Consider the following 23,237-nt stretch of genomic DNA (forward strand, 5'->3'; position numbering starts at 1 on the left):
AATGATCACTTTTGCTGTTTGTGTATTAGCTTGGACTTTTTTTGTCTAAAGTGATTTCATAATATCATCAAATGCTGACACAAACTGCTTTAAACCGTCGCTTAATAAATCTTTATAAACGACATTTATATCTATCTCATTATTTTTTATAATCTGGAAAAAGCTTGAGATATTTTCTTTACTAGGCACATTTTTTGCCTCTACTTTTTCTTTTATAAATTCTTTTATCGTCTCTATTGGTGCTGTATTTATAGAATTTTTATACATTAGCTCTCTAACGTAATAATCCCCTCTTAAACCACCGCCTTTTACACCTGTGCTTGCAAAAAGCGTTCTTACATTTTCTAGTCCAAAATCTTCGATCAGATGATATATATTTGCAGCATTCATTATGCCGATTTGCCCCGTTGGCAAGCTCTTTGCAGCCATAACTTCATCAAGCTTTCTATCAAATCTACTTACAAAAACACTTATCACACCTTTTGGCATAGTAGTATCCATAAAGCGACTTGCATAAGCCTTACTGCCTTCTTTAAAAGCTTCAAGGCAGTTTTTAGCCTGATCTGGTGAGAATATAAGCGTAGCATTTACACTAATTCCCCTTGCCATAAGTGCACTCATTGCCTCATAGCCCTCTTTTGTGGCTGGAATTTTTATCATGACATTTGGCATTGAAATTAAACTGTGAAGCCTCATGCCTTCTTCTATTGTAGCAGCTGTATCTTCGCATAAATTTGGATCAACCTCAATACTTACAAAGCCATCATCTCCGTTTGCATAGTGCTTTAGCATCTTACATGCAGCGATCTTTATATCTTGTGTCGCTAAAATTTCATAAAGATCTTTTGGATGACGTTTATTGCTACTTTCTATAATCTTTTTGTAAGCTGGCGAAGTAAATGCTGTTTTAAAAATAGCTGGATTGCTTGTTGCTCCGTTTATAACACCATTTTCTAGCATGGTACTAAATTCATTTTGTACAAAATCTCTTTCTATAAAGTCACACCAAAGAGAAAATTTAGCTTCATTATCGTACATTTTTTACCTTATAAATTTTAAAATTTCACGCAAATCTTTGATATCTACGCAATGTGTCGCCTCTTTTTTTAAAATTTCTTTTGCGCAAAAGGCGATCTTTATATCACATTTTCTAAACATCGACACGTCGTTAGCTCCGTCACCAACGCACATAATCTCACTTTTTTCTAAATTTAATAGCCCTTTTAAGCGATCTATCATCTCACCTTTTGAGCTACCAAACATCATTTCTCCACCAACTTCACCAGTCAAAACTCCATCTTTATGATGCAAAATATTTGCGAAATTTGCATCAAATTTAAGTTTCTCTTGCATGACGTCAGTTGCTATGTGAAATCCGCCACTAAAAACCACGATCTTGATACCTTTTTGCTTTAAAGTACCGATTAACTCGCTGGCTCCTGGCATGATGGGTAAATTTTTACAAATTTCATTTGCCTTTGAAAGTGGCATGCCTTTTAAAAATTTTACCCTTTTAGTAAGGCTTTCAAAAAAATCAAGTTCGCCGTTCATCGAACGTTTTGTTATGCTGGCTACCTCATCGCTGGCATTGTTGACAGCGGCGAGAATGTCTATCGTCTCGCCGTCCATTATCGTAGAATCAAAATCAAAAACACAAAGTTTTATCAAGATGAGTCCTAAAAATCACGTTTTAAAAGGCTTTCAACCTTTAAAATAGTAAGGATATTTTGATCACGTTTACCAATGCCATAGATCATGCCTTTGTCTTTTACTAAAGTCTCTGGTGGCGGATCAATCCTATTACGGTCTATTCTGATGGCCTCAGTCAAGCGGTCTATCACAAAGCCAGCGATATTATCCGCATCTTTCATAACGATATATCTTGTGCTTGGGCTTTGTTTTGTGACATTTAGTGAAAAACGCTTACGCAAATCAATAAGCGGAATAACATTTCCGCGTAGGTTAAACACGCCAAGAACATAATCAGGCACACTAGGAACACGTGTATATTCAATAGGTTTGATTATCTCTTGGATATTTAAAATAGGTATCGCGTACTCTTCCTCACCGACAACAAATCCTACTAGCTGAACTATATCCTCATTATTTTTTAACTCAGGACCATTCATTTGCTGTTTTTGTTTGCTTAAAACTTGATTTAGTTTATTGTTCATCCCTTACCCCTAAGCTAATTTTATATTCTTTCTAACGACATTTTCTAAGTACTCGGCTGAATATGGTTTTGTAATATACTCAGTCATTCCAACTTCTACACCACGCAATCTATCTGTTTTTGACGTCCTTGATGTAACAGCAATAAGTGGTAAATTTCTATACTTAGAGTATTTTCTAATTTCGCCAGCTAGTGTATATCCATCCATTCTTGGCATCTCAATATCTATCAAAATCGCATCAAAGGAGTGTTCTCCAGATTTTACGATATTTAATGCCTCAACACCGTTTGTGGCTTCTATTATCGTTACCCCAGTTGGTTCAAGTGCTTTTTGCATGATAGTTCTATCCATTTTTGAGTCATCAACTATCAAGACTTTATAATCACTTGGTTTTTCCTTTGCTTTTGTGCTATCTTCTATTTCGGCTCTAATGTCTACCTTGATATCTTTTGCCATCTCCATCATAGCACCAACATCTATAATCAATGTCACACGGCCATCACCTCTAATAGTCGCACCGGCAATACCTGGGATATTTTGTAAATAATCACCCATTGATTTAATAACAATCTCTTCTTGTCCAACCAAAGTATCGACGATAATACCTAGTTTTGCTTCAGCAACACCGATTATTACGACATAAGTTTGATCTCCACCATCAAATGCTTTTTCTACACCAAATACATCAGAGAGTCTAACAAGAGATAAGACTTCATCTCTTAGTCTTAGTACATTTTTGCCATCGATCGTGTAGATATCATCAATCGGCACGCGAACAGTTTCAAGAACGCTAGCAAGTGGAATAGCATAAAATTCTTCTTGAGTTCCAACAAGTAGCGACTGAATAATCGCAAGTGTGAGTGGAATTTTAAGCTTCATAACTGTGCCTTTTCCAACTTCACTTTCAATATCAATGATACCGTTTAGTTTTTCGATATTTGTCTTAACAACGTCCATACCAACACCACGACCAGATACGTTTGTAACTTTTGCCGCAGTTGAAAATCCTGGTCTAAAAATAAGTCCAAATGCCTCTTTTTCACTCATCGCATCAGCTTCGCGTTCAGTGATAATGCCTTTTTCTATCGATTTAGATTTAAGCATGTCAGCATCTAAACCCTTACCATCATCAACTATCTCAACAACGATGTGATTACCTTCATTGTAAGCTTTTAGCTGAACAAGACCTTTTTCTGGCTTGCCTGCAACCTTTCTTGTCTCAGGATCCTCGATACCATGATCGCATGAATTTCTGATGATGTGAACTAGTGGATCGCCGATCTCTTCTACGATTGACTTATCAAGCTCAGTCTCTTCACCTGAAATTTCAAGATCGATTTGCTTACCAAGGTCGCGGCTAAGATCGCGTATCATACGTGGGAATTTATTAAAGACTTTTGCTATTGGAAGCATTCTTGTCTTCATAACGGCAAGCTGAATGTCAGTCGTAACTAGACTTAGGCTTGAGACTACTTGATTTAACTCTTCAAGGAATTTCTCACCCTCATATCTCTCTTCCACGTCATCATAAATTTTTAATAAGCGGTTTTTACCAAGAACAAGCTCACCGATTAGGTTCATCAAATGATCAAGTCTTTTTACTTCAACGCGTATAGTTTGTTCCTGCGCTACTGCACCACTACTTGCTGCTGGGACCTTTTTATCTCCCTCTTTTTCTTTACTCTCTGCTTTTGCAGCTGGAGCTGAAGTACTACTTGCAGCCGGGGCTATCTCGCTAGGAGATTTTGGGGCTATACCTTTTGAAGCACGCCTTGCTTGATCCTCAGCCTTTCTAACCTTTAAGAGTCTTTCTATCTCTGCTTCGACTTCTGAATCACTTAGCTTTGAAAGCTCAGCATCACTTATCTCTGGTGCCTCTTCGGCAGGCGTGGCCGGCTCTGGCTCTTTTGCCGGCTCTGGTGTTGGCTCAGATACTGGCGTGGCAGGAGCTTCAGGAACTGCTGCTGGAGCCTCACCTTCAGAAATTTGAGTAAGTCTTGCGCAAATATTTTTAATATCAATGCCAGCAGCCGTATCATTTCCATGATCTCTAATGCTACTTAACAAGCCTTTCATCATATCGACTGACTCAAGAACTACGTCCATAATGTCTGGAGTGATTTTTAGCTCGCCTTTTCTAGCTTTATTTAAAACATCCTCCATATGGTGAGTAAGCTCTGTTAAAACATCAAAATTTAAAAAGCTTGAGCTACCTTTTACTGTGTGAGCAACACGGAAAATTCTATTTAATAATTCCAAATCTTCAGGGTTTGACTCAAGTTCAACAAGGTCGTGATCTATCTGCTCAATAAGTTCGAAAGCCTCTATTAAAAAGTCTTCCATTATTTCTTTCATATCATCCATGTTTCACCTCATTTTGCAGATTTAGAATGTGCTTCAATAACTTTTAGCACTTCTTGATAAAATATGCTTGCATCAAATTTTGTAAGATACGCCGCACCACCAGCTTCTTTGCTCTTGATTTCACTAAAATCATTACTCAATGAGGAGTTAAATACTATTGGTACTTCTTTAAATCTTTCATCGTTTTTAAGAGTTGAAGCAAAGCGGTAGCCATCCATCTGTGGCATTTCGATATCACTTAAGATAACTCTAAGCTCTCTTGATAGGTTATCTCCGTATCTTTGATAAAGCTCTTCCATTCTCTCCAAGCCCTCAACGCCGTTTTTAGCCTCAACCACGCTAAGTCCCATCTTCTCAAGTGCATCTTTTACTAGTTTTCTAGCGGTCGAGCTATCATCTAAAACCAAAGCAGCACCTTTTAACTTTTGATCGTCTGTTACATCAAATTCGATCTTTGGTGAGTAAATTCCAAGCTCTTCTACTATGCTTTCAAGATCAAGGATAAGTAAAACTTCATCATTTTCTATTCTTGTCACGCCTGTTATTTTGCCTTTGTCTAAAGCGCCAGAACCTGAAGCAAAATTTGCTGGCTCAATATCTTTCCAGCTTATGCGCCTGATCCTTTTTGCCTCATGGACGATAAAACCGATCAAAATACCACTAAACTCAGCAATAATAACACGTGGCTTTATAACTACGCCTTCAGTTGGCTCGATAATATTCATCCATCTTGCCAAATTTATGACAGGGATCACCACGCCCCTTAAATCAAAAATTCCCTCGATATACTCGGGAACGCCAGGAAGCTCTGTAAGATTTGGCATCTTAATGATCTCCCGCACCTTTGCGACATTGACTCCGTATATTCCTTCATATACTTTGTTTTCGGTCTTTTTAAAGATACGAAAATCAACAAGTTCCATCTCGTTTGAGTCCGTTTTTAGTACGTTATCTCCAAACATCAATGTCCTTTCAAACTCATTTTGAGCAAATTTAATTTTTGCTGGGCGTATTCTACAACAAAATAACTTTGCTCACATGCAAAACAAGGTAAATTTATATAAAACTTATCGTAAATGTTAAATTTCTCACCTTGATGATAGTGTCCTTCTACCACGATATTAGCCTCATATCCCTGCAAATGCTTACTCATCAACTCCTTAAAATTAGGAATTTTATAGTCTAAATTTTTCTTAGTAAGTTTGGCTAGTATCGCTTTTGATATTTTAAAATTTAAAAATTTATCCAAAGCATTCATAAATTTTAAAAACCATCTAAGACGCAAAAATCTAAGTGCATATTTATCTACAAAAGGTAAAAATATATCGCCATGTGCGATCTGAACGCGCTCTTCATTGATCGTCTTAAAATTTGCTGGCTGATCATAAATATCATAAACCCTAATGCTTTTATAGCGCAGCATCTCGTGCCCATCCCAAATTTCTCTTGTTTTATTAAATAAATTTGAAAGTCTAAAATCGTGGTTGCCCTCGAAGTAAAAAATTTCTACCTTTTGTGAAATTTTATTGATAAGTCTTAAGTGCTCAGCGTAAAATTCTCTTGTGTATTCGCCCTCGCCCATTAAAAAATCAAACATATCGCCTAATAAAAAAATTTGTGGCGGCTCTTTGATCTCCCCGCTATCAATGGCTCTTAAAAATTTTAAAAAGCCATTTCGGTTTACATTTTCATGCGCATCAGCTATAAAGATCGCGCCTTCTTTTATAATGGGGGCATATAGATATTCGCTCAAATTTTGCCTTAATTAAAAATTAGCAGAGCCAAAAAGCAGTTTCTAGCTCTTTGCATCATCTTTTTAGTCAAATTTTATAGGCTTATAGCAAATTTTTACAATCTCAACGTCGCTTCTACCTTTTGGTAAATTTAGCACCACTTCATCGCCCTCGGCCTTGCCCAAAAGCTGCTTTGCAAGAGGTGAGTTTATCGAGATATAGCCTTTGTCGATGTCGCTTTCACTAATGCCAACTATCGTATATGTATGCTCTATTTCGGTTTCCTCGTCCATTATCGTAACGCTTGAGCCAAATCTAACTCTATCGTGCTCATAGCTACTTGGATCAATCACTTCAGCATTTGCCAGAAGCGCGCTTAGCTCTGCGATCCTAGCGTCAATAAAGGCTTGTTTCTCTTTTGCTGCGTGATACTCAGCATTTTCTTTTAGGTCACCGTGACTTCTTGCGATATCTATCTCAGTTACGATTTGAGGACGCTGCACGAGCCTTAAATCCTTTAGCTCAGCTTCTATTTTTTCATATCCGTATATTGTCATTGGTTCACTCATTTTTTACTCCATATTTTTTAAAATTTTTACTACATTTTTACTGCTGCCATGCCCTAAATAAACCCTTAGTTCATCACAGCCTTTTAAGAATTTCTGCCTATCGCAGCTCTTGTAGGCTCTTAGCAAATTTTCAGCCGTTGCAAATTCTTGGATAAACTCCTCATGAAGTGGCTCTTTACCCATGAAGTCAAACATTATATTTGCAAGTCCTGCGTGCTTGATCTTTACAAATTTCCTAGCGATGAAAACATCTATCGCTTTTGCCTTGTAAGCTAGCACAAATGGTGTGCCAATGAGCGCTGCCTCAAGCGTAGCAGTGCCAGAGCAAACAAAAGCAAAATCACTCTCATACAAAGCCTCAGGCGTGTTTGAGACGATATCAAAATCGCTCACATCGCCATAAATTTCATCCACTTTATCAAGTAAAAATGGCGGCACGACAAGCAGCCTTGTAGCCTCTATCTTTTTAGCAAGCTCTCTATAAACTGGCATAAGTCTTGAAATTTCAGACCTTCTTGATCCCGGCAAAAATGCCACTTTGCCACTGCTACTTAGACTAGTTTTTTTAAGCTTTATCTCATCCATCAAAGGATGTCCAACATAGGTTGAACGGCTATAAAATTTAGAGTCAAACGGCAGGATTGAAGCTAGATTGTCACAGTACTTCTCAACTATACTCACTCTTTTTGGCTTCCACGCCCAAACTTGAGGCAAGATGTAATATGTCACGGCTGCTTTTGAGCCAGCCTCTTTTATCGCCTTTGCAAGTGGCAGATTAAAAGCTGGGCTGTCTATTAGTAGCATGGCATCAGCCTCTTTTGCCATCTGACTCATCGCTTTCATCGCTTTTTTTGCCTTAAAGATGAGTGGCAAAACCTCGACAAAGCCCATCGCAGAAAACTCGCTGCTTTTCATATATGGCGTGCCAAATTCTTCGCTAAAAATTCCCATTAGCTCAAATTCGCCCTCGAAATTTTTCAAAATTTCTTTTAAATGCAAATTTGCTGATGGCTCAAGAGCGGAGACTAAAATTTTCATTTTCACACTTTCGGTTGGTCTTTTTTTAGGGGCATTATACGCAAAAATTCTTTAAAATTTTAAGAAAGCTGTGATAAAATCCAACCCTTTAAAGGATAAAATTTGAAAGAAATTTTGATAACAAATGACGATGGATTTGAGGCAGCTGGCCTGCTTGCCTTAAAAGAAGCTTTGAGCGAATTAAAAGACGTAAATGTCACAATCGTAGCTCCAAGCTCTGAAAAATCAGCCTGCGCTCACTCGCTAACTCTCACAAGGCCGCTTAGATTTATAAAACTTGATGATAACTTTTTTAAACTTGACGACGCAACGCCCAGCGACTGCGTCTATCTCGCACTTCACGCACTTTATAATAAAAAGCCAGATCTAGTGATAAGTGGCATAAATCACGGAGCAAATTTAGGCGAAGATATAACCTACTCTGGCACGTGCGGAGCGGCGATGGAGGGCGTTTTGCAAGGCATTAGAAGTATCGCCTTTTCGCAGTTTTATGCAAATAATTCATTAAATGAACTTGGCTTTGAGCTAGCAAAAGAGGTGGTGAAATTTATCGTACCAAAGGTGCTAGAGGGTGAAATTTCGCTAAATCAAAGAGAATTCCTAAATATAAATATCCCAGCCACAACTAGCAAAAATTTTAAAGGCTACTCCGTAGTACCAGCTGGCAAACGCACCTACGCCACGCATGCTACGCTTAATCGCAATCCAAGAGGGATCGAGTACTACTGGCTTGGAAATGCTGCGCTTGAGTACGAAGAGGGCGAGCCAAATGACATCAGCAAGGTAAATGAGGGCTTTGCGACGATAACGCCCATAAAACTAAATATGACTTCATACGAGAGCTTGGAGAGCCTAAAGGGGAAATTTGATGCAAAATGATAGATTTACAAGGATAAGATGGCTCTTTGGCGAGGATGGTTTTAGTAAGCTTCAAAGTGCGAAAGTGCTAGTTTGCGGAGCTGGTGGTGTGGGCGGAATGTGCGTGGATGCGCTTGCTAGAAGCGGGGTCGGAAGCATCACTCTAATCGACAAAGACATCTTTGACATAACAAATCAAAATCGCCAAATTTACAGCGAAAACGTGGGCTGTGCAAAGGTGGAGGAATTTGCCAAAATTTATCCTTGTATCACGCCTATTCAGACGCTGATCACGCCAGAATTTATTGCTGGTTTTGACTTTAGTAAATTTGATGTGGTGATTGATGCAATCGATGACATCACTGCCAAGATCGCCCTTGCAAATGCGGTGGAACCTAGCAAATTTATAGCCTCGATGGGTGGGGCAAAAAGGATCGATCCAACTAAGATAAAGGTGGCTAGCGTTTGGAAAACTTCGGTCGATCCACTAGCTAGAAAATATAGATATGAGCTCAAAAGATCAGGCTTTAGCGGTAAATTTGACGTGGTCTTTTCGACAGAAGAGCCACTTTGCAAGCCACTTGGAAGTTTCATGGGTGTGACTGCCTGCTTTGGGCTAAATTTAGCTTCACTGGCTGTTAAAAAGATAGTTGGGCAGTAAGTCAAAAATTTACTCTCCAAGCAAAATTTTAAATTAAAGCTGGCATTTTTTGGCTATAAATTTAGTAGTCTGCTAAGGCGAGTGAGTAAGATTTTAAAATTTGCAAAGATAGTAAAATTCTATTTTTTAAATAAAGACTTTGAATTTTAAAAATTTATATAGTTTTTGGATTAAATTTAAAGTAGCCAGCTGCAATTTTAACAGCCGGCTAAAATTTTAGTTTTTATGTATTCGAAGGTAGCTATTTAGTGCGCCAACATAGGCTTTTGCACTTGCCATCATAGTATCTATGTCAAGTCCATGGCCTATTACAGCCGTTTTGCCCTCAAACTCGACCTTTACATCAACCTTTGCAAGTGCATCCTTGCCTTGAGAAACAGATGCCACTTTATAGTCTTTTAGCGTGCCACTAATGCCACTAATGCGATCAACCACCTTAAATATCGCATCAGCGGTACCATTTCCTAGAGCTGAGTCACTGATGATCTCATCATTGTGTTTTATACTAATTGAAGCACTTGCAAGGCTTCCGCCGCTACTTTGAAGAAGAGCCGTGATCTCATAAGCTTGTGGAATTTTTGTAATCTCTTCAGCCACAAGAGCTCTAATATCATCATCAAAGATCTCTTTTTTCTTATCAGCTAGCTCTTTAAATTTTTCAAATGCCTTATTAAGAGCATCGCTATCAAGGTCAAATCCAAGGCTAGCAAGCTTATCTTTAAACGCGTGGCGACCACTATGCTTACCTAAAACAAGAGAATTTTTCTCAAGGCCTATACTCTCAGCGCTAATTATCTCATAGGTCTCTTTATGTTTTAACACGCCGTCTTGATGTATGCCACTCTCATGAGCAAAAGCGTTTTTACCAACGATAGCTTTGTTTGGTTGAGGCTCAATGCCTATAATACTAGCAATCAGTCTTGAAGTTGGATAAATTTCTTTTGAGATAATCTCTGTATAAAGTGGAGCAAAAACGTCTTGGCGGGTTTTGATAGCCATCACGATCTCTTCAAGCGCAGCATTTCCAGCACGCTCACCTATGCCATTTATCGTACCTTCGACCTGCCTTGCACCAGCTTTTATAGCCGCTAACGAGTTTGCCGTAGCCATGCCTAAGTCATTGTGATTATGCACAGATATTATGGCTCTATCGCCTACAAATTTTACTATTTCACTAATGCGAGCAGTTATCTCTTCAGGATATAAATAGCCAACTGTATCAGGGATATTTAAAGTTTTTGCACCCGCATTTATGGCAGCATCACAAATTTCTTTTAAAAAGCTCATTTCACTTCTACAAGCGTCCTCGCAGCTAAACTCCACATCATCGCAAAAAGTTTTTGCGTATTTTATAGACTCGACTGCACGTTTTATTACTTCATCTGGGCTCATTTTTAGCTTGTACTCCATATGAATTGGGCTTGTTGCTATAAATGTATGAATTCTCTTATTTTTAGCTGGAGCCAATGCCTCGCCAGCTGCCTTGATATCACGCTCAACTGCGCGTGCAAGAGAGCAAACCGTGATATTTGAGGCTTGCTTTGCTATTTGATTTACCGCATCAAAATCCCCTGGGCTTGCTGCTGCAAATCCCGCCTCCATAACATCCACGCCAAGCCTTTCAAGCTGAAGTGCGATCTGTAATTTTTCAGCTGTATTCATCGATGCACCAGGGCTTTGCTCACCATCTCTTAAAGTTGTATCAAAGATTATAATTTTATTCTTATCCATTTTTGTCCTTTTTTATTTTTTATATTTAAATTTTAAATTTGATGAGTTAAGTAAAGAGAAATTTGCTACCTAAGTAGCAGCAGTAGAGAGTTTTTGATTTCGATTTTTGGTAAAAATTTACGTGATTTTATGACGCCATTTTCGCTCATTCGCTCTCCTTTTTTTTGGAATTTTTACTAAACATTATAGTGGCTCTTACTATGCCATAAAGCATATAGACGCTCATAACCAAAGTCGCACTTTCAAATGGATATAGATAAAGCATCGAAAACGCAACTACAAGAGCTACTAAAATTCTTATCACATGAGTTTGTTTTAAATTTATTTTTTTAAAGCTTGGATAGCGAATGTTACTAACCATTAAAGCTGCCAAAGTAGCTTCAAGTAGCATCAAGCACCACTCAAATCCTTCTAAAAAAGTATAGTCGATATAAATTCCAACCCAAAGTACGCTCACAATAGCTGCTGATGGTATAGGAAGTCCGATAAAAACATTTGGCTCATATGTGCCAGTAGTGACATTAAAACGAGCAAGCCTGATAGCTCCAAAAACCACAAACATAGCAGCTATAAGTGCCCCAAATCTGCCAAAATTTTTACCAATAGTCAAATAAAATAAAATCGCTGGCGCTACACCAAAAGCAACAAGATCTGCAAGACTATCAAACTCTACCCCAAATTTGCTAGTTGTCTTTGTAAGTCTAGCCACACGCCCATCAAGTCCATCTAAAATAAGTGATAAGATTATATAAATAATGGCTTTAAAATAGTTACCTTGAATAGATGAAATAATACTAATAACACCTAAAAAAGCGCTAGCTGCTGTAAATAAATTTGGCAAGATATACATTAGTTGCATCTTTTGTATGTTATTCATCTCTTTTTCCCTCTTCAAAATATCCCAAAAGTGAAGCAGCCTTTACGCTTTCTCCAACGCTTACACATATCTTAGTATCTCTTGGCAGGTATAAAATCACCTCACCACTTCCTAAAAAACCAAATTTTCTAGATGCTTTCAGGCTAGTAACATTTGAAATTTCTAAACTTCGACTGAAAGCTCCAGCTATAATTTTCATAACAAATTTTATATTTTCTTTTTCAAAGCGAATAATCGCTCTTTCATTTAAAAATTCTGAAATTTTCATAGCTTGACACAAAAATAAGCCATGTCTTTTGCGTATTTCAGCTACTTTTACATCACTTACAGCCCTTAATGTACCAACATCAAAAAAAGATTTTTTTATAACGATCTTAGCTACTTCATTATTATCAAAATTTGAAGCACTGATCTCTTTTATCTTGCCATCAATCGGCGATAGTAAAGCCAATTTATCATCAGAAAATGGCTCTCTTTCAGGGTCTCTAAAAAAATAAAGACTCAAAAAGAATAAAATAGCAAAAAATAGTGGCAAGATCCCAAACAGCAAAGATAAAACAAATAAAATTAGAAAAAATAATATAAATTTATATCCTGCTTTCGCGATATAGCCACTCATTTTTATTCCTCTTTTTTACTCTTTTCGTCTTCTTCAGTCTCTACAAGCCTGGTCTCTAAACTATTTTCGATCTCGTAGTTTTTAATGATCTCTCTAACTCTTTTTCCTTCGATTGTTTCTTCTTCATAAAGTGCTGATACCATATTTTCAATAGCGCCTTTATAAATTTCAAGCAAACCAAGCACAGCTGTGTATCTTTCATGAAGAAGCGTTTTTACAAACTCATCAACCTTCTCAGCCATCTTATCACTGTAATCTTTGATACTTTGACCACCATTTAAAAACGTAGCACGTTGCTTTTCAAGCACCATAAGACCAGCAACATCGCTCATACCATACATACTAACCATAGCTTTTATGATATCGGTCGCGCGCTCTAGGTCGTTGCTAGCTCCAGTTGAAATTTCTTTAATAAATACCTCTTCAGCAGCTCTACCAGCCAAAAGCACATCTACTTCTGCTATCAGTTCATGCTTTTGCATCATAAATTTATTCTCTTCAGGTGTGTTTAGAGTATAGCCAAGTGCCGCAAGACCACGTGGTACGACTGAGACTTTTGTTACCCTTTTTGCACCTTTTGTTAGCTCAGCTATCAAGGCATGACCACACTCATGATAAGTGACGATTCTTTTTTCTTTTGGATTTACGCGGCGAGACTTTTTTTCAAGACCAGCAATCGATCTCTCAACGGCCTCCACAAGATCGGCCTGCTCGACAAAAGTCTTTGACTTACGTCCTGCAAGAAGTGCTGCCTCATTTATAATATTTTCAAGATCAGCGCCAGCTAAACCGGTCGTAAGCCTTGCGATATCCTCGATATTTACATCTTTGCCAATCTTTACATCTTTCATGTGAACTTTTAAAATGTCGCAGCGTCCTTTAAAATCAGGCTTATCAACAAGCACTTGCCTATCAAATCTACCTGGTCTTAAAAGCGCAGCATCTAAAACTTCAGGTCTATTTGTAGCTGCTATAACAATGACTGGTGATTTATCCGCATCAAAGCCGTCCATCTCAGAAAGAAGCTGATTTAGCGTCTGCTCTCTCTCGTCGTTGCCACCCATTGGACCAGAATTTCTACTTTTACCAATCGCATCGATTTCATCTATAAAAACGATCGCTGGAGCCTCTTTTTTAGCATTTTCAAAAAGATCTCTAACTCTACTTGCACCAACACCGACAAACATCTCTATAAAGCTTGATGCTGACATAGAGAAAAATGGTACACTAGCCTCACCTGCAACTGCTCTTGCAAGAAGTGTTTTACCTGTGCCTGGAGGGCCAACTAGCAAAATTCCTTTTGGAATTTTTGCCCCAAGTCTTAGGTATTTATCAGGACTTTTTAGATAATCAACTATCTCTTGAACCTCTTCTTTTGCCTCTTCGACACCCGCAACATCGTCAAATTTAACTTTTGGCTTTTCAGAATTTATAAGCTTTTTTGCACTTCCTATGCCAAGTATGCCACCGCCGATGTTCTTTTGCATACGACTAGCAATAAACATCCAAATGGCAAAAAATATAAAAACAGGAATAATCCATGAAAACAAAAGATCGCCAAACCAGCTATTTTCGCTATAAACGCTGTAAGTTATGCCATTTTGCTCAAGTATGCCAATGAGCGTTGGATCATTTATACGTTTTGCAAGATAGATAGTTTTGTCACTACCTATGCCTTTTATGGTAGTTTCTGAGATAGCAACCTCATTTAGTTGCTTATTTTTTAACATATCTTTAAACTCAGAATAAGCTACCATTTTACTCTGGGCATTGCTATTTAGCTCAAAAGAGCCACCAAGTCCGTCTCCACTAAAGCTTCTAAAAGCTAAAACTATAACTATTGCAAAAATAGCAAAAATAAAAATAGGATTTTTATTAAAAAAACCGTTATTGTTGCCATTGTTTTGGTTATTATTTTGGTTATTCATCTATTTCCTTATAAACAAAGCTACTCCAATCGTTACTTTGCTTTATCTCAATTAGCTCCAAATCCTTAAATGTATCTTTAATCCTATCTTCGTATTTGTTTAAAATTCCTGACAATACCAAGTAGCCGCCTTTTTTAAGCGATTTTTTTAAGTCATTTGAGAGCATAAAAATGACATCAGCAATGATATTTGCTACGACAATGTCATATTTTTGCTCTAAATTTGCGATAGAACCTGTCCAAATTTTATTAAATTTAACCTCATTTAACTCGGCATTACTAAGTGAACTTTGCGTAGCTTGCTCGTCTGTATCGCAAGCATCGACCTTACAGCCAAGCTTTGCCAAGGCAATACTTAAAATTCCACTTCCACAACCTACATCTAAAGCAGTATTGCCACTTTTTGCATATTTTTGTAAAAGTTGCAAGCAAGAATTTGTGCTTTCATGGTGCCCTGAGCCAAAGGCTAGAGCTGGGTCGATTATGATATTTGTTACGCCATTAAGTGGCTCTTCCCAGCTAGGTCTAACATAAATTTTATCAACCAAAATAGGCTTAACTGCCTTTTTATATTCACCTAGCCAGTCTTTATTTTCTTTTAAATTAAGAGAAATTTTTAAATCATTTGAAATTTTACGAACACTAGAGAGCCCTTTTGCATACTCTTCGATACCCCAAGCTATATCTTTTAGATCATACTCTTCCCTGATGATGATCTCGTGATCTAGCTCTTCAACACAGGTAACTCCAAAAGAGAAAACTAGTTCTAAAATTTCATCATAAAAATTTGATGTTTTTATGCTTAATTCGTAGAATTTATCTTTCATTAACCAAGAACGTCTTCAAGCTTCTCTTTTAAAACTTGTGGCGTAAAAGGTTTAACGATGTAGTTATTAACACCTGCTTTTAAAGCTGTTATAACTTCGGCTTTTCCGCCCTCTGTTGTTACCATTATGATAGGCATATCAACATACTTTTGCTCTGCTCTTACCTTTTTAACAAGCTCAAGACCATTCATCTCAGGCATATTCCAGTCAGTGATAAGAACTTCGATACCTTCGTTTTGAGTTAAGATATTCCAGGCCTCAAGACCGTGCTCAGCCTCAAGAATTTCTTGATGTCCTAACCTTTGTAAAGTATTTTTTATGATTCTTCTCATTGTTGAACTGTCATCTACAACCAAAATCTTCACATAATATCCTTTTAGTAAAAATTGCCCTATTCTAGCTAATTTAAATTTATAAAAGCTTTAACGCTATCTAAGTAGTTTAAAGGCCTCTTTTAGGTCAAGCAACCCCTCATAGTAGGCTTTCCCAACTATTACGCCACTAATCTCATTTGTGGCTTTTAGTATCAAAACATCATTTATATCACTCACGCCACCACTTGCTATTGTCTCAAGCTTGCTATTTCTAGCTATTTGCAAGCTAAACTCAATATTAACTCCGCCAAGCATTCCATCCTTATTAATATCAGTGCAAATCACAGCTTCCACGCCAACATCTGCAAATTTTCTTGCAAGATCGACTGCTTTTATATTTGAGATCTCGCCCCAACCTTGCACGGCCACGTAGCCATCTTTTGCGTCAATGCCAACTACAACTCTATAATTTTCAGCCATTTTTGCTGTAAATTCTGGATCTCTAAGAGCAACTGAGCCAAGGATCACTCTGCTAACTCCAAGGTCTAAATAGCGTTTTATTCGCTCTTCATCTCTTATGCCACCACCCACTTGGACGCTTAAATTTGTAGCCTTTGTAATCTTTTCAATTGTTTTAAAATTTATCGTCTCTCCAACAAATGCACCATCCAAATCAACCACATGAAGCCATTTTGCGCCATAATCTTCAAATTTCTTAGCAAGTTCACTTGGCTCGTTGCTATAAATTTTTGCACTTTGCATAAGACCTTTGCTAAGTCTAACTGCTTGCCCCTCTTTTAGATCTATCGCTGGAAAAATTTCCATCATAACCTCGCAAAATTCTCTAAAATTTTAAGTCCAGCTTCATGACTTTTTTCTGGATGAGGCTGAAAGCCAAAGATATTTTCATGCCAAACCGCACTTGTAAATTCATATCCATAAGTCGTCTTTGCCAGTGCAAATTTATCATCACAAACCACATGATAGCTATGTACAAAATATAAATACTCAAGCTTTTTTAGTCCTAAATTTAATGGGCTATTTTGCTTAAATTCCAAAGCGTTCCAGCCAATGTGAGGTATTTTTAATGGCTTATCGAAATTAGCTTCATTAAATTTTACGACCTCACCAGGCAAAAGAGAAAGTCCCTCATGCTCGCCAAACTCAAAGCTTCGCTCAAATAAAAGCTGCATACCAAGGCAAATACCAATAAAAGCTTTGCCGCTTTTTACGGCTTCTTTTACGGCTTCGTCCATACCGTTATTTTTTAGCTTTGTCATCGCCTCACCAAAAGCTCCAACGCCTGGTAAAACAATGTGCGAATACTCCTTTAAATTTTCAGGCTTACTTACTAAGGCACATTTTTTGTCAAGAAAATCAAAAGCATTTATTACGCTTTTGATATTGCCCGCACCATAATCAATAATAGCAATCATCTGTTCTCTTGCCTTTTTACGCTAAAAAGATAAAAGCTAAGTGCCGCCATTAGCATCGCCACGCCGCCTATTAGATAGATAGCGTTTATGATATTTTCAGGTGCAGTAATAGCAAATTTAAAGACTAGCATAAGCGCTTCGATAGCAAGTGCGATGATAATTGAGCCGATAAATCTCACCATCGTCTTATAAATAACGCTATTTTCTTCGTAATTTTTACCTAAAACCTCTTCTTCAAATATCGTCTTAACAAGATCAAAAATGGCAAGAGCCAGCGTTAAAATGATAGTTGATTCAAAAATTTCTTCGACATTTATATGCTCGATACTTTTTGAGATAAAGCTCTTTACCCCGTGCCAAAATAAAAATGCACAAATCATAAAAAGTGATGCACAAAAGAGCGCATAAACTGTCTTCAAAAATCTACCAAAATGCTCCTCAACAAAGCCGCTATCGACCATATTTAGGATATTTTCTAGGCTTATATCGATACAAGCGATAAATTTAAGCTCATTTTTTTCATTATAGATAGGCACGCTTGCTGTGACGCACAAACCTCCATTTAGACTTGATGGATATGGATCGCTTAAAACGCACCTTTTCTCGCGCACGGCAGTGTAGTAGTATGCCTTGTTTGCGCGGTTTTCACCTTTTGGGATTTTATACTTTTCATTTAGGCTGATCGAGTCTTCGATCTGTATGCCATTTTCGTCCAAAATGTATAGTGCATCAAAATTTTCTATCTCGTGGCTGATCTTATCAAAGCCAGCTTTTATATTTTCTAAGCACACTCCAGGCAGTCTGTTTGGTAAATTTCTACTAAATAAATAGCAGATATACGCCCTTGCCTTGTATCTCGTGTCACTAAATCTCTTAATATCTTTTATAACCAAAACTAGCCTTTTAAATTTAATGCATGGTTAAACTCTGGTACGATCACCTTAAGAGCAGGTGCCACCTCGTCATCTTCAAGCTGCAAAAGCCCATTTATCTGTGAATTTAAAAGGGTCAGATCATAAGGCTGTGAGTGTGTCACAAAGATTGACTCATACTTAGTTTGAACGTCATCTTTGTTGATAAGCAGCTCCTCATAAAGCTTCTCGCCAGGTCTAAGCCCTACAAATTCGATACCTAAATGCTCTTTATTTGAAAGCAGAAGCATCTTTTTAGCAAGATCGACGATCTTAACTGGCTCGCCCATATCAAGCACGAAAAGCTCTCCACCTTTTGCGATAGAGGCTGCTTGAAGGACCAGCTGGCACGCTTCAGATGTAAGCATAAAGTATCTTGTGATCTCTGGGTGAGTGACGCTTAGTGGCTTATTTGCAGCGATTTGTGCTTTAAATTTAGGTATGACTGAGCCACTTGAGCCAAGGACATTACCAAAGCGCACGCAAACTATCTCGCAGACACCTGCTTCGTTTGAATTTAGCGCATAAAGCTCGCAAACACGCTTAGTTGTACCCATTATGTTTGTTGGGCGCACAGCCTTGTCTGAAGAGATCATGACAAATTTCTTAGCACCATATTTTTTAGAAAGATCGACTGCATTTTTTGTGCCAAGGATGTTGTTTTCAACTGCTGAGCGAGGATTTAGCTCGCAAAGTGGTACGTGTTTGTAGGCTGCAGCGTGGATGACAATCTCTGGTCTAAATTCTTCAAAAACCTCTTCAAAGTCTTTTAAATTTGTGATATTTACAAGCTTGCTAACAGTTCTTTTATCTCTTGTATCTTCGCCTATTTTATAAAGGTTAAACTCGCTATGCTCGACCATTATAAGCTCACTTACACCAAATTTTAAGCACTGCTTACAAATTTCACTTCCTATGCTGCCTCCAGCTCCAGTGACAAGCACTCTTTTATCTTTTAAAAAATTTGAAATAGCTTCTGGATTTAAGTCTTTTGGCTTTCTAGCTAGCAAGTCTTCGATCGAGATATCCTTGATCGGCTCATTTTCGATAAGAGAGAAGAGCTTCATATCTCTTATGCCATATCCAGTTAGCTCATCAACTAAGGCTTGAAGCTCGTCTTGATCTAGCGCAAGCGCGATGATAGCGGTCTTTGCGTCGTAGTCTTTTATAAGGCTTGGTATTTCTTTTTTATCTTGAACTAAAAATCCATCACAATAAGTACCAACAAGATCACTCCTGCCATCTACCACGCCAACTGCGTAATAGTCGAGATAGCCTTGTTTTAAGCCACGCAAAACGTGAAGTGCTTTTGATGTAGCACCGATTACCACGCATGGCTCTCCTTTGTGAGGTTTGTTTGAAAAGTCAAGCACCATGCGCTTTGAAATTCTCAAAAGTCCAATAAGTAGGCATGAAATTAGAAGATCAATGAAAATAACGCTTCTTGGGTATGGATTAAAGAAGTCTTGTATTATGAAAAATATGATCGTAAACAAAACCGCTGAGCAAACGTGAGCTAAGAAAATTTTGCGAGCTTCATTTAGCCCAAAAAATCTCCACGGCACCTTGTAAATTTTAAACATCCATAGAAAAAATAGCTTAAAAATAATCAAAAATCCAGCCGTTACAAAAAGGCCCTGAACGTAGATGTCTGGGATATTTGCGTTAAATCTCAAAAGATAAGCCGCATATATCGAAAACGCAAATATAAAAATATCGCCAGTAAGGAAAAATATAAGCCTTTTTAACTTTGTCGCATGAAACATTTAGGCGTTTTCCTTGACTAGTTTGATCACTCTTGCTTGCGTTTCCTCGCTCATATCGCTACCGCTTGGCAAGCAAATTCCTCTTGAAAATAGATCTTCGCTATATCCATCGACAAAGCTTAACGCACCATTAAATACAGGCTGTAAATGCATAGGCTTCCAAAGTGGGCGACTCTCGATGTTTACATCAGCTAGTGCTTTTATAACTTTTAAATGTGCATCTTTTTTGGCAAAAACGCCAGTTGTGAGCCATCTGTTACCACGAGAATTTGGCAGTTCTGGCATAAATTCTAAAATATCGCCAAGCTCTTTTTCATAAATTTCAAAGACTTTTCTCTTTTGCTCGACCCTTTTTTCCAAAACTTCCATCTGAGCCACGCCAATAGCGCCTAACACGTTACTTAAACGGTAGTTATAGCCATAGTCTTTGTGCTCATAGTGAAGCAGTGGCTCTCTAGCTTGAGTGCTATAAAATCTCGCTTTTTCTACAAATTCCTTGTCACCAACTAGCATACCGCCACCTGAAGTGGTGATTATTTTATTGCCATTAAAACTATATGCACCCATCACGCCAAATGTGCCAAGTGCCTTACCGCCATAAAATCCGCCAAGTGCTTCAGCTGCATCTTCAACTAAAGCGATGCCCTCGTTTTGGCAAATTTCACAAATTTCTTTCATCTTTGAAGCTTGACCGTAAAGATGAGTAACGACTAATACCTTTGGCTTTTTAGGTAAATTTGAGATCGCTTTTTTAAGTAGCTCTGGGCTTAAATTCCAGCTCTCATCGCAGTCTATGAATACTGGAGTTGCTTTTTCATAAAGTATAGGCGAGACTGAAGCCATGAAAGTAAAGCTAGAAGCCAGCACAAAGTCGCCCTCTTTCACGCCAAGGACACGAAGTGCTAGGTGAAGCGCCGCCGTTCCAGCGCTTAGTGCAAGAGCATCTTTTGCTCCGGTGTAGCTTTTTATACTTTCTTCAAATTTATTAACATACTCGCCAAGTGGCGCTATATAGTTGCTTTCAAAAACTTTTTTTATATATTCCTGCTCTTTTCCGCTCATATTTGGTGGAGATAAAAAAACCCTATCCATTTCATCCCTTTCGTGATTTTTTGGCGATTTTAGCACTTATTTTTAAATTTATATCTTAGCGCGCTCGCATGCAGGTACGCCGTAAGCCTTTATGCCATCTTTTATATCTCTTACAACCACACTTCCAGCGCCGATGATGCAATTTTTGCCAATACTTATGCCTTGAATGATGCTTGAGCCGATACCTATGTGCGTAAATTCGCCCACGCTAACATTTCCAGCAAGGGCTGCATTTGGGCTGATGTGAGCAAATTTGCCTATCACGCACTCATGCTCTATCACCGCACCAGAGTTTATGATAGCGCCCTCTTTTATACGAGCTTTTGCGTTTATAACGGCATTTGGCATGACAACTACGCCTTTTTCTATCACAGCACTTTCGCTCACAACCGCGCTTTTATGGATCAAATTTACTATCTCAAAGCCAGTAGCCTCCACCTTTTGGCTGATCTTTTGCCTAGTTTTATTATCACCTATGGATATTATGATGTCGGCTTTTTCAAGCTCTGGGCTAAATTTACACTCGCTAGCATCATCTAAAAAAACTATCTCATCATAGCCTCTATTTCTAGCGATGTCAGCAACCACAAGGCCATGCCCACTCGCTCCGTATATGTAAATTTTCTTAGTTTTTGCCATTAAATTTCTCCGTCGTCGCCTGCCCCTCTTTGCTGACACCACTTCGTTTTAGCACCTTTTCTATGGTCTGCAAAGCGATCTTTACATCAAGCATAAAGCTTAAATTTTTAGCGTAATAGACGTCATATTCAAATTTTTTCTCCCAGCTTATGGCATTTCTGCCATTTACCTGTGCTAGGCCCGTGATACCAGGGCGCACGTCGTGGCGGTGCTTTTGCGTTTCGTTGTAGATGGGTAGGTACTCGACCAAAAGCGGCCTTGGTCCGATGAAACTCATATCGCCTTTTAGCACGTTAAAGAGCTGTGGTAGCTCATCAAGGCTAAGAGAGCGGATCAGTTTGCCAAATTTACCAAGGCGCTGCTCATCTGGCAAGAGCTCGCCATTTGCGTCACGCTCGTCGCTCATCGTTTTAAATTTATAAATTTTAAAAATTTTCTCATTTAGACCCGGTCTTGCCTGCGTAAAAATTACGTCACGGCTCACCTTAAAATAGATAAAAATCGCCGTTGCTATAATGATAGGCGACGTTAAAATGAGCAAAAACAAAGCCCCCAAAATATCAATCACCCTCTTTAAAAAATTTCTATACATCTATAAATTTCCTATAAATTTCTATATATCTTTTCGCGATTTGCTTCTCGTCAAACTCGCTAACCGCCCAGTCTCTGCCATTTTGCCCAAGTCTAGCACAAAGTGCTTCGTCATCAAGCAAAATTTTTATCTTTCCAGCAAGATCATTTGCGTCTTTTACCTTGCATAAAAGTCCGTTGTAGCCGTCCTTTACAGCTTCATTGCAGCCTGTCACGTCACTTGCAACGACTGCTTTAGCCATGCTCATCGCCTCTAAAACCGTTCTTGGAAAGCCCTCTTTATAGCTAGGAAGTGCTAGCAAATAAGAAGCCTTTAAAAGCTGCGGTATGTCGTTTCTAGCGCCAAGATATCGCACCTTGCCACCTTTTAAAAAGCTCTCGTCAGCAGTTGATTTATTACCAGCAAAGCCCTCGCCCACAAAGACAAATTCGCAGTTTTTGTAGCCATTTAAAATTTCAGCTGCCTCGTAAAATTCACGAACGCCCTTGTGCCACATGGCTCTTGCGATCATTAAAATTACCTTTTTATCACCCAGGTCAGCTGCCTGCGTGATAGCTGGATCAAATTTAGCAGTATCCACGCCGACACTTTTTATGCGGTAAACTTTACTTTTATCTATCAAATTTTTTGAAATCATATAATCAGCATCCGAGTCGTTTACAAACACGCAAGCATCGGCCTTTGCGAATGAAAATTTATAAAGACTCTCCATGACAAAACGCACAGCCTTTGTCTTAATATCATCATCTATATAAAAGCTACCAAGGCCTTCCACCAAATTTATCACGTGTTTTATGCCAGCGTTTTTGGCAGCAAACGTGCCAAATACATTTGACTTGTGAGCGCCAGTTTGAAGCAGGTCTAAATTTAGCTCGCCCAAAATTTGAGATAGTTTTTTTGAGTTATTTATCACAGTTAGTGGATTTAGGCTAGCCTTGTCAAGCTCGTATGTAACAGCGTGAAAGCTTTTAGCAAGCTCCTCAGTAAAGTCACCTTTTGGAGCGATAGCAAAAACTTCATGCCCCATATCTTTTAAAGCCTGCATAATAGGGCGTCTAAAAAAGTGTATACTCATGTCAGCGTGGCTTAAAAACCCTATCCTTGCCATT

24 protein-coding genes are annotated in these 23,237 nt (G+C 38.3%); 2 read left to right on the top strand and 22 right to left on the bottom strand.

Annotated elements, in window-relative coordinates:
* Positions 1–45: 45 nt before the first annotated feature.
* From F3H00_RS04915 to lpxB, 8 genes are all read right to left on the bottom strand, one after another.
* Positions 46–1,038 (bottom strand): transaldolase, encoded by a 993-nt coding sequence (locus F3H00_RS04915; protein WP_148798722.1) that lies wholly within the window; start codon positions 1,036–1,038, stop codon positions 46–48.
* Between the two features lie 3 nt (positions 1,039–1,041).
* Positions 1,042–1,668 carry a phosphoserine phosphatase SerB gene (serB, locus tag F3H00_RS04920; protein ID WP_103580478.1) on the bottom strand — a complete coding sequence of 209 codons (627 nt, stop codon included), beginning with the start codon at positions 1,666–1,668 and terminating at the stop codon, positions 1,042–1,044.
* Between the two features lie 8 nt (positions 1,669–1,676).
* The gene (locus F3H00_RS04925) at positions 1,677–2,174 is read right to left on the bottom strand and encodes a chemotaxis protein CheW (RefSeq protein WP_072594427.1); all 498 of its coding nucleotides are present in this window, start codon (positions 2,172–2,174) and stop codon (positions 1,677–1,679) included.
* A gap of 9 nt (positions 2,175–2,183) precedes the next feature.
* Positions 2,184–4,538 (bottom strand): hybrid sensor histidine kinase/response regulator, encoded by a 2,355-nt coding sequence (locus F3H00_RS04930; protein WP_148798721.1) that lies wholly within the window; start codon positions 4,536–4,538, stop codon positions 2,184–2,186.
* 8 nt (positions 4,539–4,546) lie between these two features.
* Positions 4,547–5,500, bottom strand: coding sequence for a chemotaxis protein (locus tag F3H00_RS04935; protein WP_021091802.1), 954 nt, complete (start codon positions 5,498–5,500; stop codon positions 4,547–4,549).
* Entirely contained in the window at positions 5,500–6,291 is a 792-nt protein-coding gene (locus F3H00_RS04940; protein WP_148798718.1) for a UDP-2,3-diacylglucosamine diphosphatase, read from the bottom strand. Before F3H00_RS04940 ends, F3H00_RS04935 begins: the two co-directional genes overlap by 1 nt.
* 63 nt (positions 6,292–6,354) lie before the next feature.
* Complete coding sequence (gene greA, locus F3H00_RS04945; protein ID WP_087584011.1) at positions 6,355–6,840, bottom strand: transcription elongation factor GreA; 486 nt, start codon at positions 6,838–6,840, stop codon at positions 6,355–6,357.
* 3 nt (positions 6,841–6,843) lie between these two features.
* Positions 6,844–7,878 (bottom strand): lipid-A-disaccharide synthase, encoded by a 1,035-nt coding sequence (gene lpxB, locus F3H00_RS04950; RefSeq protein ID WP_148798715.1) that lies wholly within the window; start codon positions 7,876–7,878, stop codon positions 6,844–6,846.
* A 102-nt stretch (positions 7,879–7,980) separates the two neighbouring features.
* Here lpxB and surE point away from each other — a divergent pair, with 102 nt between their 5' ends.
* Both surE and F3H00_RS04960 read left to right on the top strand, forming a co-directional pair.
* Positions 7,981–8,757 carry a 5'/3'-nucleotidase SurE gene (gene surE / locus F3H00_RS04955; RefSeq protein ID WP_148798713.1) on the top strand — a complete coding sequence of 259 codons (777 nt, stop codon included), beginning with the start codon at positions 7,981–7,983 and terminating at the stop codon, positions 8,755–8,757.
* Positions 8,747–9,397: a tRNA threonylcarbamoyladenosine dehydratase gene (locus F3H00_RS04960; protein ID WP_148798711.1), complete on the top strand. Its 651-nt coding sequence runs from the start codon at positions 8,747–8,749 to the stop codon at positions 9,395–9,397. Before surE ends, F3H00_RS04960 begins: the two co-directional genes overlap by 11 nt.
* 216 nt (positions 9,398–9,613) lie before the next feature.
* Here the strand turns inward: F3H00_RS04960 and F3H00_RS04965 are convergent, their stop codons facing one another.
* The 14 genes from F3H00_RS04965 to pglA all read right to left on the bottom strand — a co-directional run bounded on the left by F3H00_RS04965 (position 9,614) and on the right by pglA (position 23,236).
* Complete coding sequence (locus F3H00_RS04965; RefSeq protein WP_148798709.1) at positions 9,614–11,128, bottom strand: 2-isopropylmalate synthase; 1,515 nt, start codon at positions 11,126–11,128, stop codon at positions 9,614–9,616.
* A 145-nt stretch (positions 11,129–11,273) separates the two neighbouring features.
* Positions 11,274–12,005: a CDP-diacylglycerol--serine O-phosphatidyltransferase gene (pssA, locus tag F3H00_RS04970; RefSeq protein WP_072594435.1), complete on the bottom strand. Its 732-nt coding sequence runs from the start codon at positions 12,003–12,005 to the stop codon at positions 11,274–11,276.
* The gene (locus F3H00_RS04975; RefSeq protein WP_103629424.1) at positions 11,998–12,624 is read right to left on the bottom strand and encodes a phosphatidylserine decarboxylase; all 627 of its coding nucleotides are present in this window, start codon (positions 12,622–12,624) and stop codon (positions 11,998–12,000) included. The genes pssA and F3H00_RS04975 overlap by 8 nt, the downstream gene beginning before the upstream one ends.
* Positions 12,625–12,626: 2 nt before the next feature.
* Positions 12,627–14,552, bottom strand: a complete 1,926-nt coding sequence (ftsH, locus tag F3H00_RS04980) for an ATP-dependent zinc metalloprotease FtsH (protein ID WP_148798707.1) — start codon at positions 14,550–14,552, stop codon at positions 12,627–12,629.
* On the bottom strand, positions 14,545–15,378 hold the full coding sequence (locus tag F3H00_RS04985; protein WP_148798705.1) for a 50S ribosomal protein L11 methyltransferase: 834 nt from the start codon (positions 15,376–15,378) through the stop codon (positions 14,545–14,547). The genes ftsH and F3H00_RS04985 overlap by 8 nt, the downstream gene beginning before the upstream one ends.
* Entirely contained in the window at positions 15,378–15,743 is a 366-nt protein-coding gene (locus F3H00_RS04990; protein ID WP_002939933.1) for a chemotaxis response regulator CheY, read from the bottom strand. Before F3H00_RS04990 ends, F3H00_RS04985 begins: the two co-directional genes overlap by 1 nt.
* Positions 15,744–15,806: 63 nt before the next feature.
* On the bottom strand, positions 15,807–16,517 hold the full coding sequence (gene hisA / locus F3H00_RS04995) for a 1-(5-phosphoribosyl)-5-[(5-phosphoribosylamino)methylideneamino]imidazole-4-carboxamide isomerase (RefSeq protein ID WP_148798702.1): 711 nt from the start codon (positions 16,515–16,517) through the stop codon (positions 15,807–15,809).
* Positions 16,517–17,128 (bottom strand): imidazole glycerol phosphate synthase subunit HisH, encoded by a 612-nt coding sequence (gene hisH, locus F3H00_RS05000; RefSeq protein ID WP_148798700.1) that lies wholly within the window; start codon positions 17,126–17,128, stop codon positions 16,517–16,519. The genes hisA and hisH overlap by 1 nt, the downstream gene beginning before the upstream one ends.
* Positions 17,125–18,021, bottom strand: a complete 897-nt coding sequence (locus F3H00_RS05005) for a PDC sensor domain-containing protein (RefSeq protein WP_148798699.1) — start codon at positions 18,019–18,021, stop codon at positions 17,125–17,127. The genes hisH and F3H00_RS05005 overlap by 4 nt, the downstream gene beginning before the upstream one ends.
* Positions 18,022–18,023: 2 nt before the next feature.
* Positions 18,024–19,805 (bottom strand): UDP-N-acetylglucosamine 4,6-dehydratase (configuration-retaining), encoded by a 1,782-nt coding sequence (pglF, locus tag F3H00_RS05010; protein ID WP_148798697.1) that lies wholly within the window; start codon positions 19,803–19,805, stop codon positions 18,024–18,026.
* A complete protein-coding gene (gene pglE, locus F3H00_RS05015) occupies positions 19,806–20,897 on the bottom strand; it encodes a UDP-N-acetylbacillosamine transaminase (protein ID WP_148798695.1) in 1,092 nt (363 codons plus the stop codon).
* A 48-nt stretch (positions 20,898–20,945) separates the two neighbouring features.
* A complete protein-coding gene (gene pglD, locus F3H00_RS05020; RefSeq protein WP_107770761.1) occupies positions 20,946–21,536 on the bottom strand; it encodes a UDP-N-acetylbacillosamine N-acetyltransferase in 591 nt (196 codons plus the stop codon).
* The gene (gene pglC / locus F3H00_RS05025) at positions 21,523–22,128 is read right to left on the bottom strand and encodes an undecaprenyl phosphate N,N'-diacetylbacillosamine 1-phosphate transferase (RefSeq protein ID WP_021088589.1); all 606 of its coding nucleotides are present in this window, start codon (positions 22,126–22,128) and stop codon (positions 21,523–21,525) included. The genes pglD and pglC overlap by 14 nt, the downstream gene beginning before the upstream one ends.
* Positions 22,121–23,236 (bottom strand): N,N'-diacetylbacillosaminyl-diphospho-undecaprenol alpha-1,3-N-acetylgalactosaminyltransferase, encoded by a 1,116-nt coding sequence (gene pglA, locus F3H00_RS05030; protein WP_148798693.1) that lies wholly within the window; start codon positions 23,234–23,236, stop codon positions 22,121–22,123. The genes pglC and pglA overlap by 8 nt, the downstream gene beginning before the upstream one ends.
* Position 23,237: the final 1 nt, after the last annotated feature.

The organism is Campylobacter concisus (genome assembly GCF_902460845.1).
In the GTDB taxonomy this organism is placed as follows: domain Bacteria; phylum Campylobacterota; class Campylobacteria; order Campylobacterales; family Campylobacteraceae; genus Campylobacter_A; species Campylobacter_A concisus_X.

Coding starts and splice junctions, on each gene's coding strand:
- hisH (WP_148798700.1), bottom strand. CDS start 17,128: ATGATTGCTATTATTGATTATGGTGCGGGCAATATCAAAAGCGTAATA.
- pglD (WP_107770761.1), bottom strand. CDS start 21,536: ATGGCAAAAACTAAGAAAATTTACATATACGGAGCGAGTGGGCATGGC.
- pglC (WP_021088589.1), bottom strand. CDS start 22,128: ATGTATAGAAATTTTTTAAAGAGGGTGATTGATATTTTGGGGGCTTTG.
- F3H00_RS04915 (WP_148798722.1), bottom strand. CDS start 1,038: ATGTACGATAATGAAGCTAAATTTTCTCTTTGGTGTGACTTTATAGAA.
- F3H00_RS04930 (WP_148798721.1), bottom strand. CDS start 4,538: ATGGATGATATGAAAGAAATAATGGAAGACTTTTTAATAGAGGCTTTC.
- pglE (WP_148798695.1), bottom strand. CDS start 20,897: ATGGATAGGGTTTTTTTATCTCCACCAAATATGAGCGGAAAAGAGCAG.
- F3H00_RS04965 (WP_148798709.1), bottom strand. CDS start 11,128: ATGGATAAGAATAAAATTATAATCTTTGATACAACTTTAAGAGATGGT.
- F3H00_RS04935 (WP_021091802.1), bottom strand. CDS start 5,500: ATGTTTGGAGATAACGTACTAAAAACGGACTCAAACGAGATGGAACTT.
- F3H00_RS04925 (WP_072594427.1), bottom strand. CDS start 2,174: ATGAACAATAAACTAAATCAAGTTTTAAGCAAACAAAAACAGCAAATG.
- ftsH (WP_148798707.1), bottom strand. CDS start 14,552: ATGAATAACCAAAATAATAACCAAAACAATGGCAACAATAACGGTTTT.
- greA (WP_087584011.1), bottom strand. CDS start 6,840: ATGAGTGAACCAATGACAATATACGGATATGAAAAAATAGAAGCTGAG.
- pglF (WP_148798697.1), bottom strand. CDS start 19,805: ATGTTTCATGCGACAAAGTTAAAAAGGCTTATATTTTTCCTTACTGGC.
- pglA (WP_148798693.1), bottom strand. CDS start 23,236: ATGGCAAGGATAGGGTTTTTAAGCCACGCTGACATGAGTATACACTTT.
- F3H00_RS04975 (WP_103629424.1), bottom strand. CDS start 12,624: ATGAGTGGCTATATCGCGAAAGCAGGATATAAATTTATATTATTTTTT.
- hisA (WP_148798702.1), bottom strand. CDS start 16,517: ATGGAAATTTTTCCAGCGATAGATCTAAAAGAGGGGCAAGCAGTTAGA.
- lpxB (WP_148798715.1), bottom strand. CDS start 7,878: ATGAAAATTTTAGTCTCCGCTCTTGAGCCATCAGCAAATTTGCATTTA.
- F3H00_RS04985 (WP_148798705.1), bottom strand. CDS start 15,378: ATGAAAGATAAATTCTACGAATTAAGCATAAAAACATCAAATTTTTAT.
- F3H00_RS04960 (WP_148798711.1), top strand. CDS start 8,747: ATGCAAAATGATAGATTTACAAGGATAAGATGGCTCTTTGGCGAGGAT.
- pssA (WP_072594435.1), bottom strand. CDS start 12,005: ATGAATAACATACAAAAGATGCAACTAATGTATATCTTGCCAAATTTA.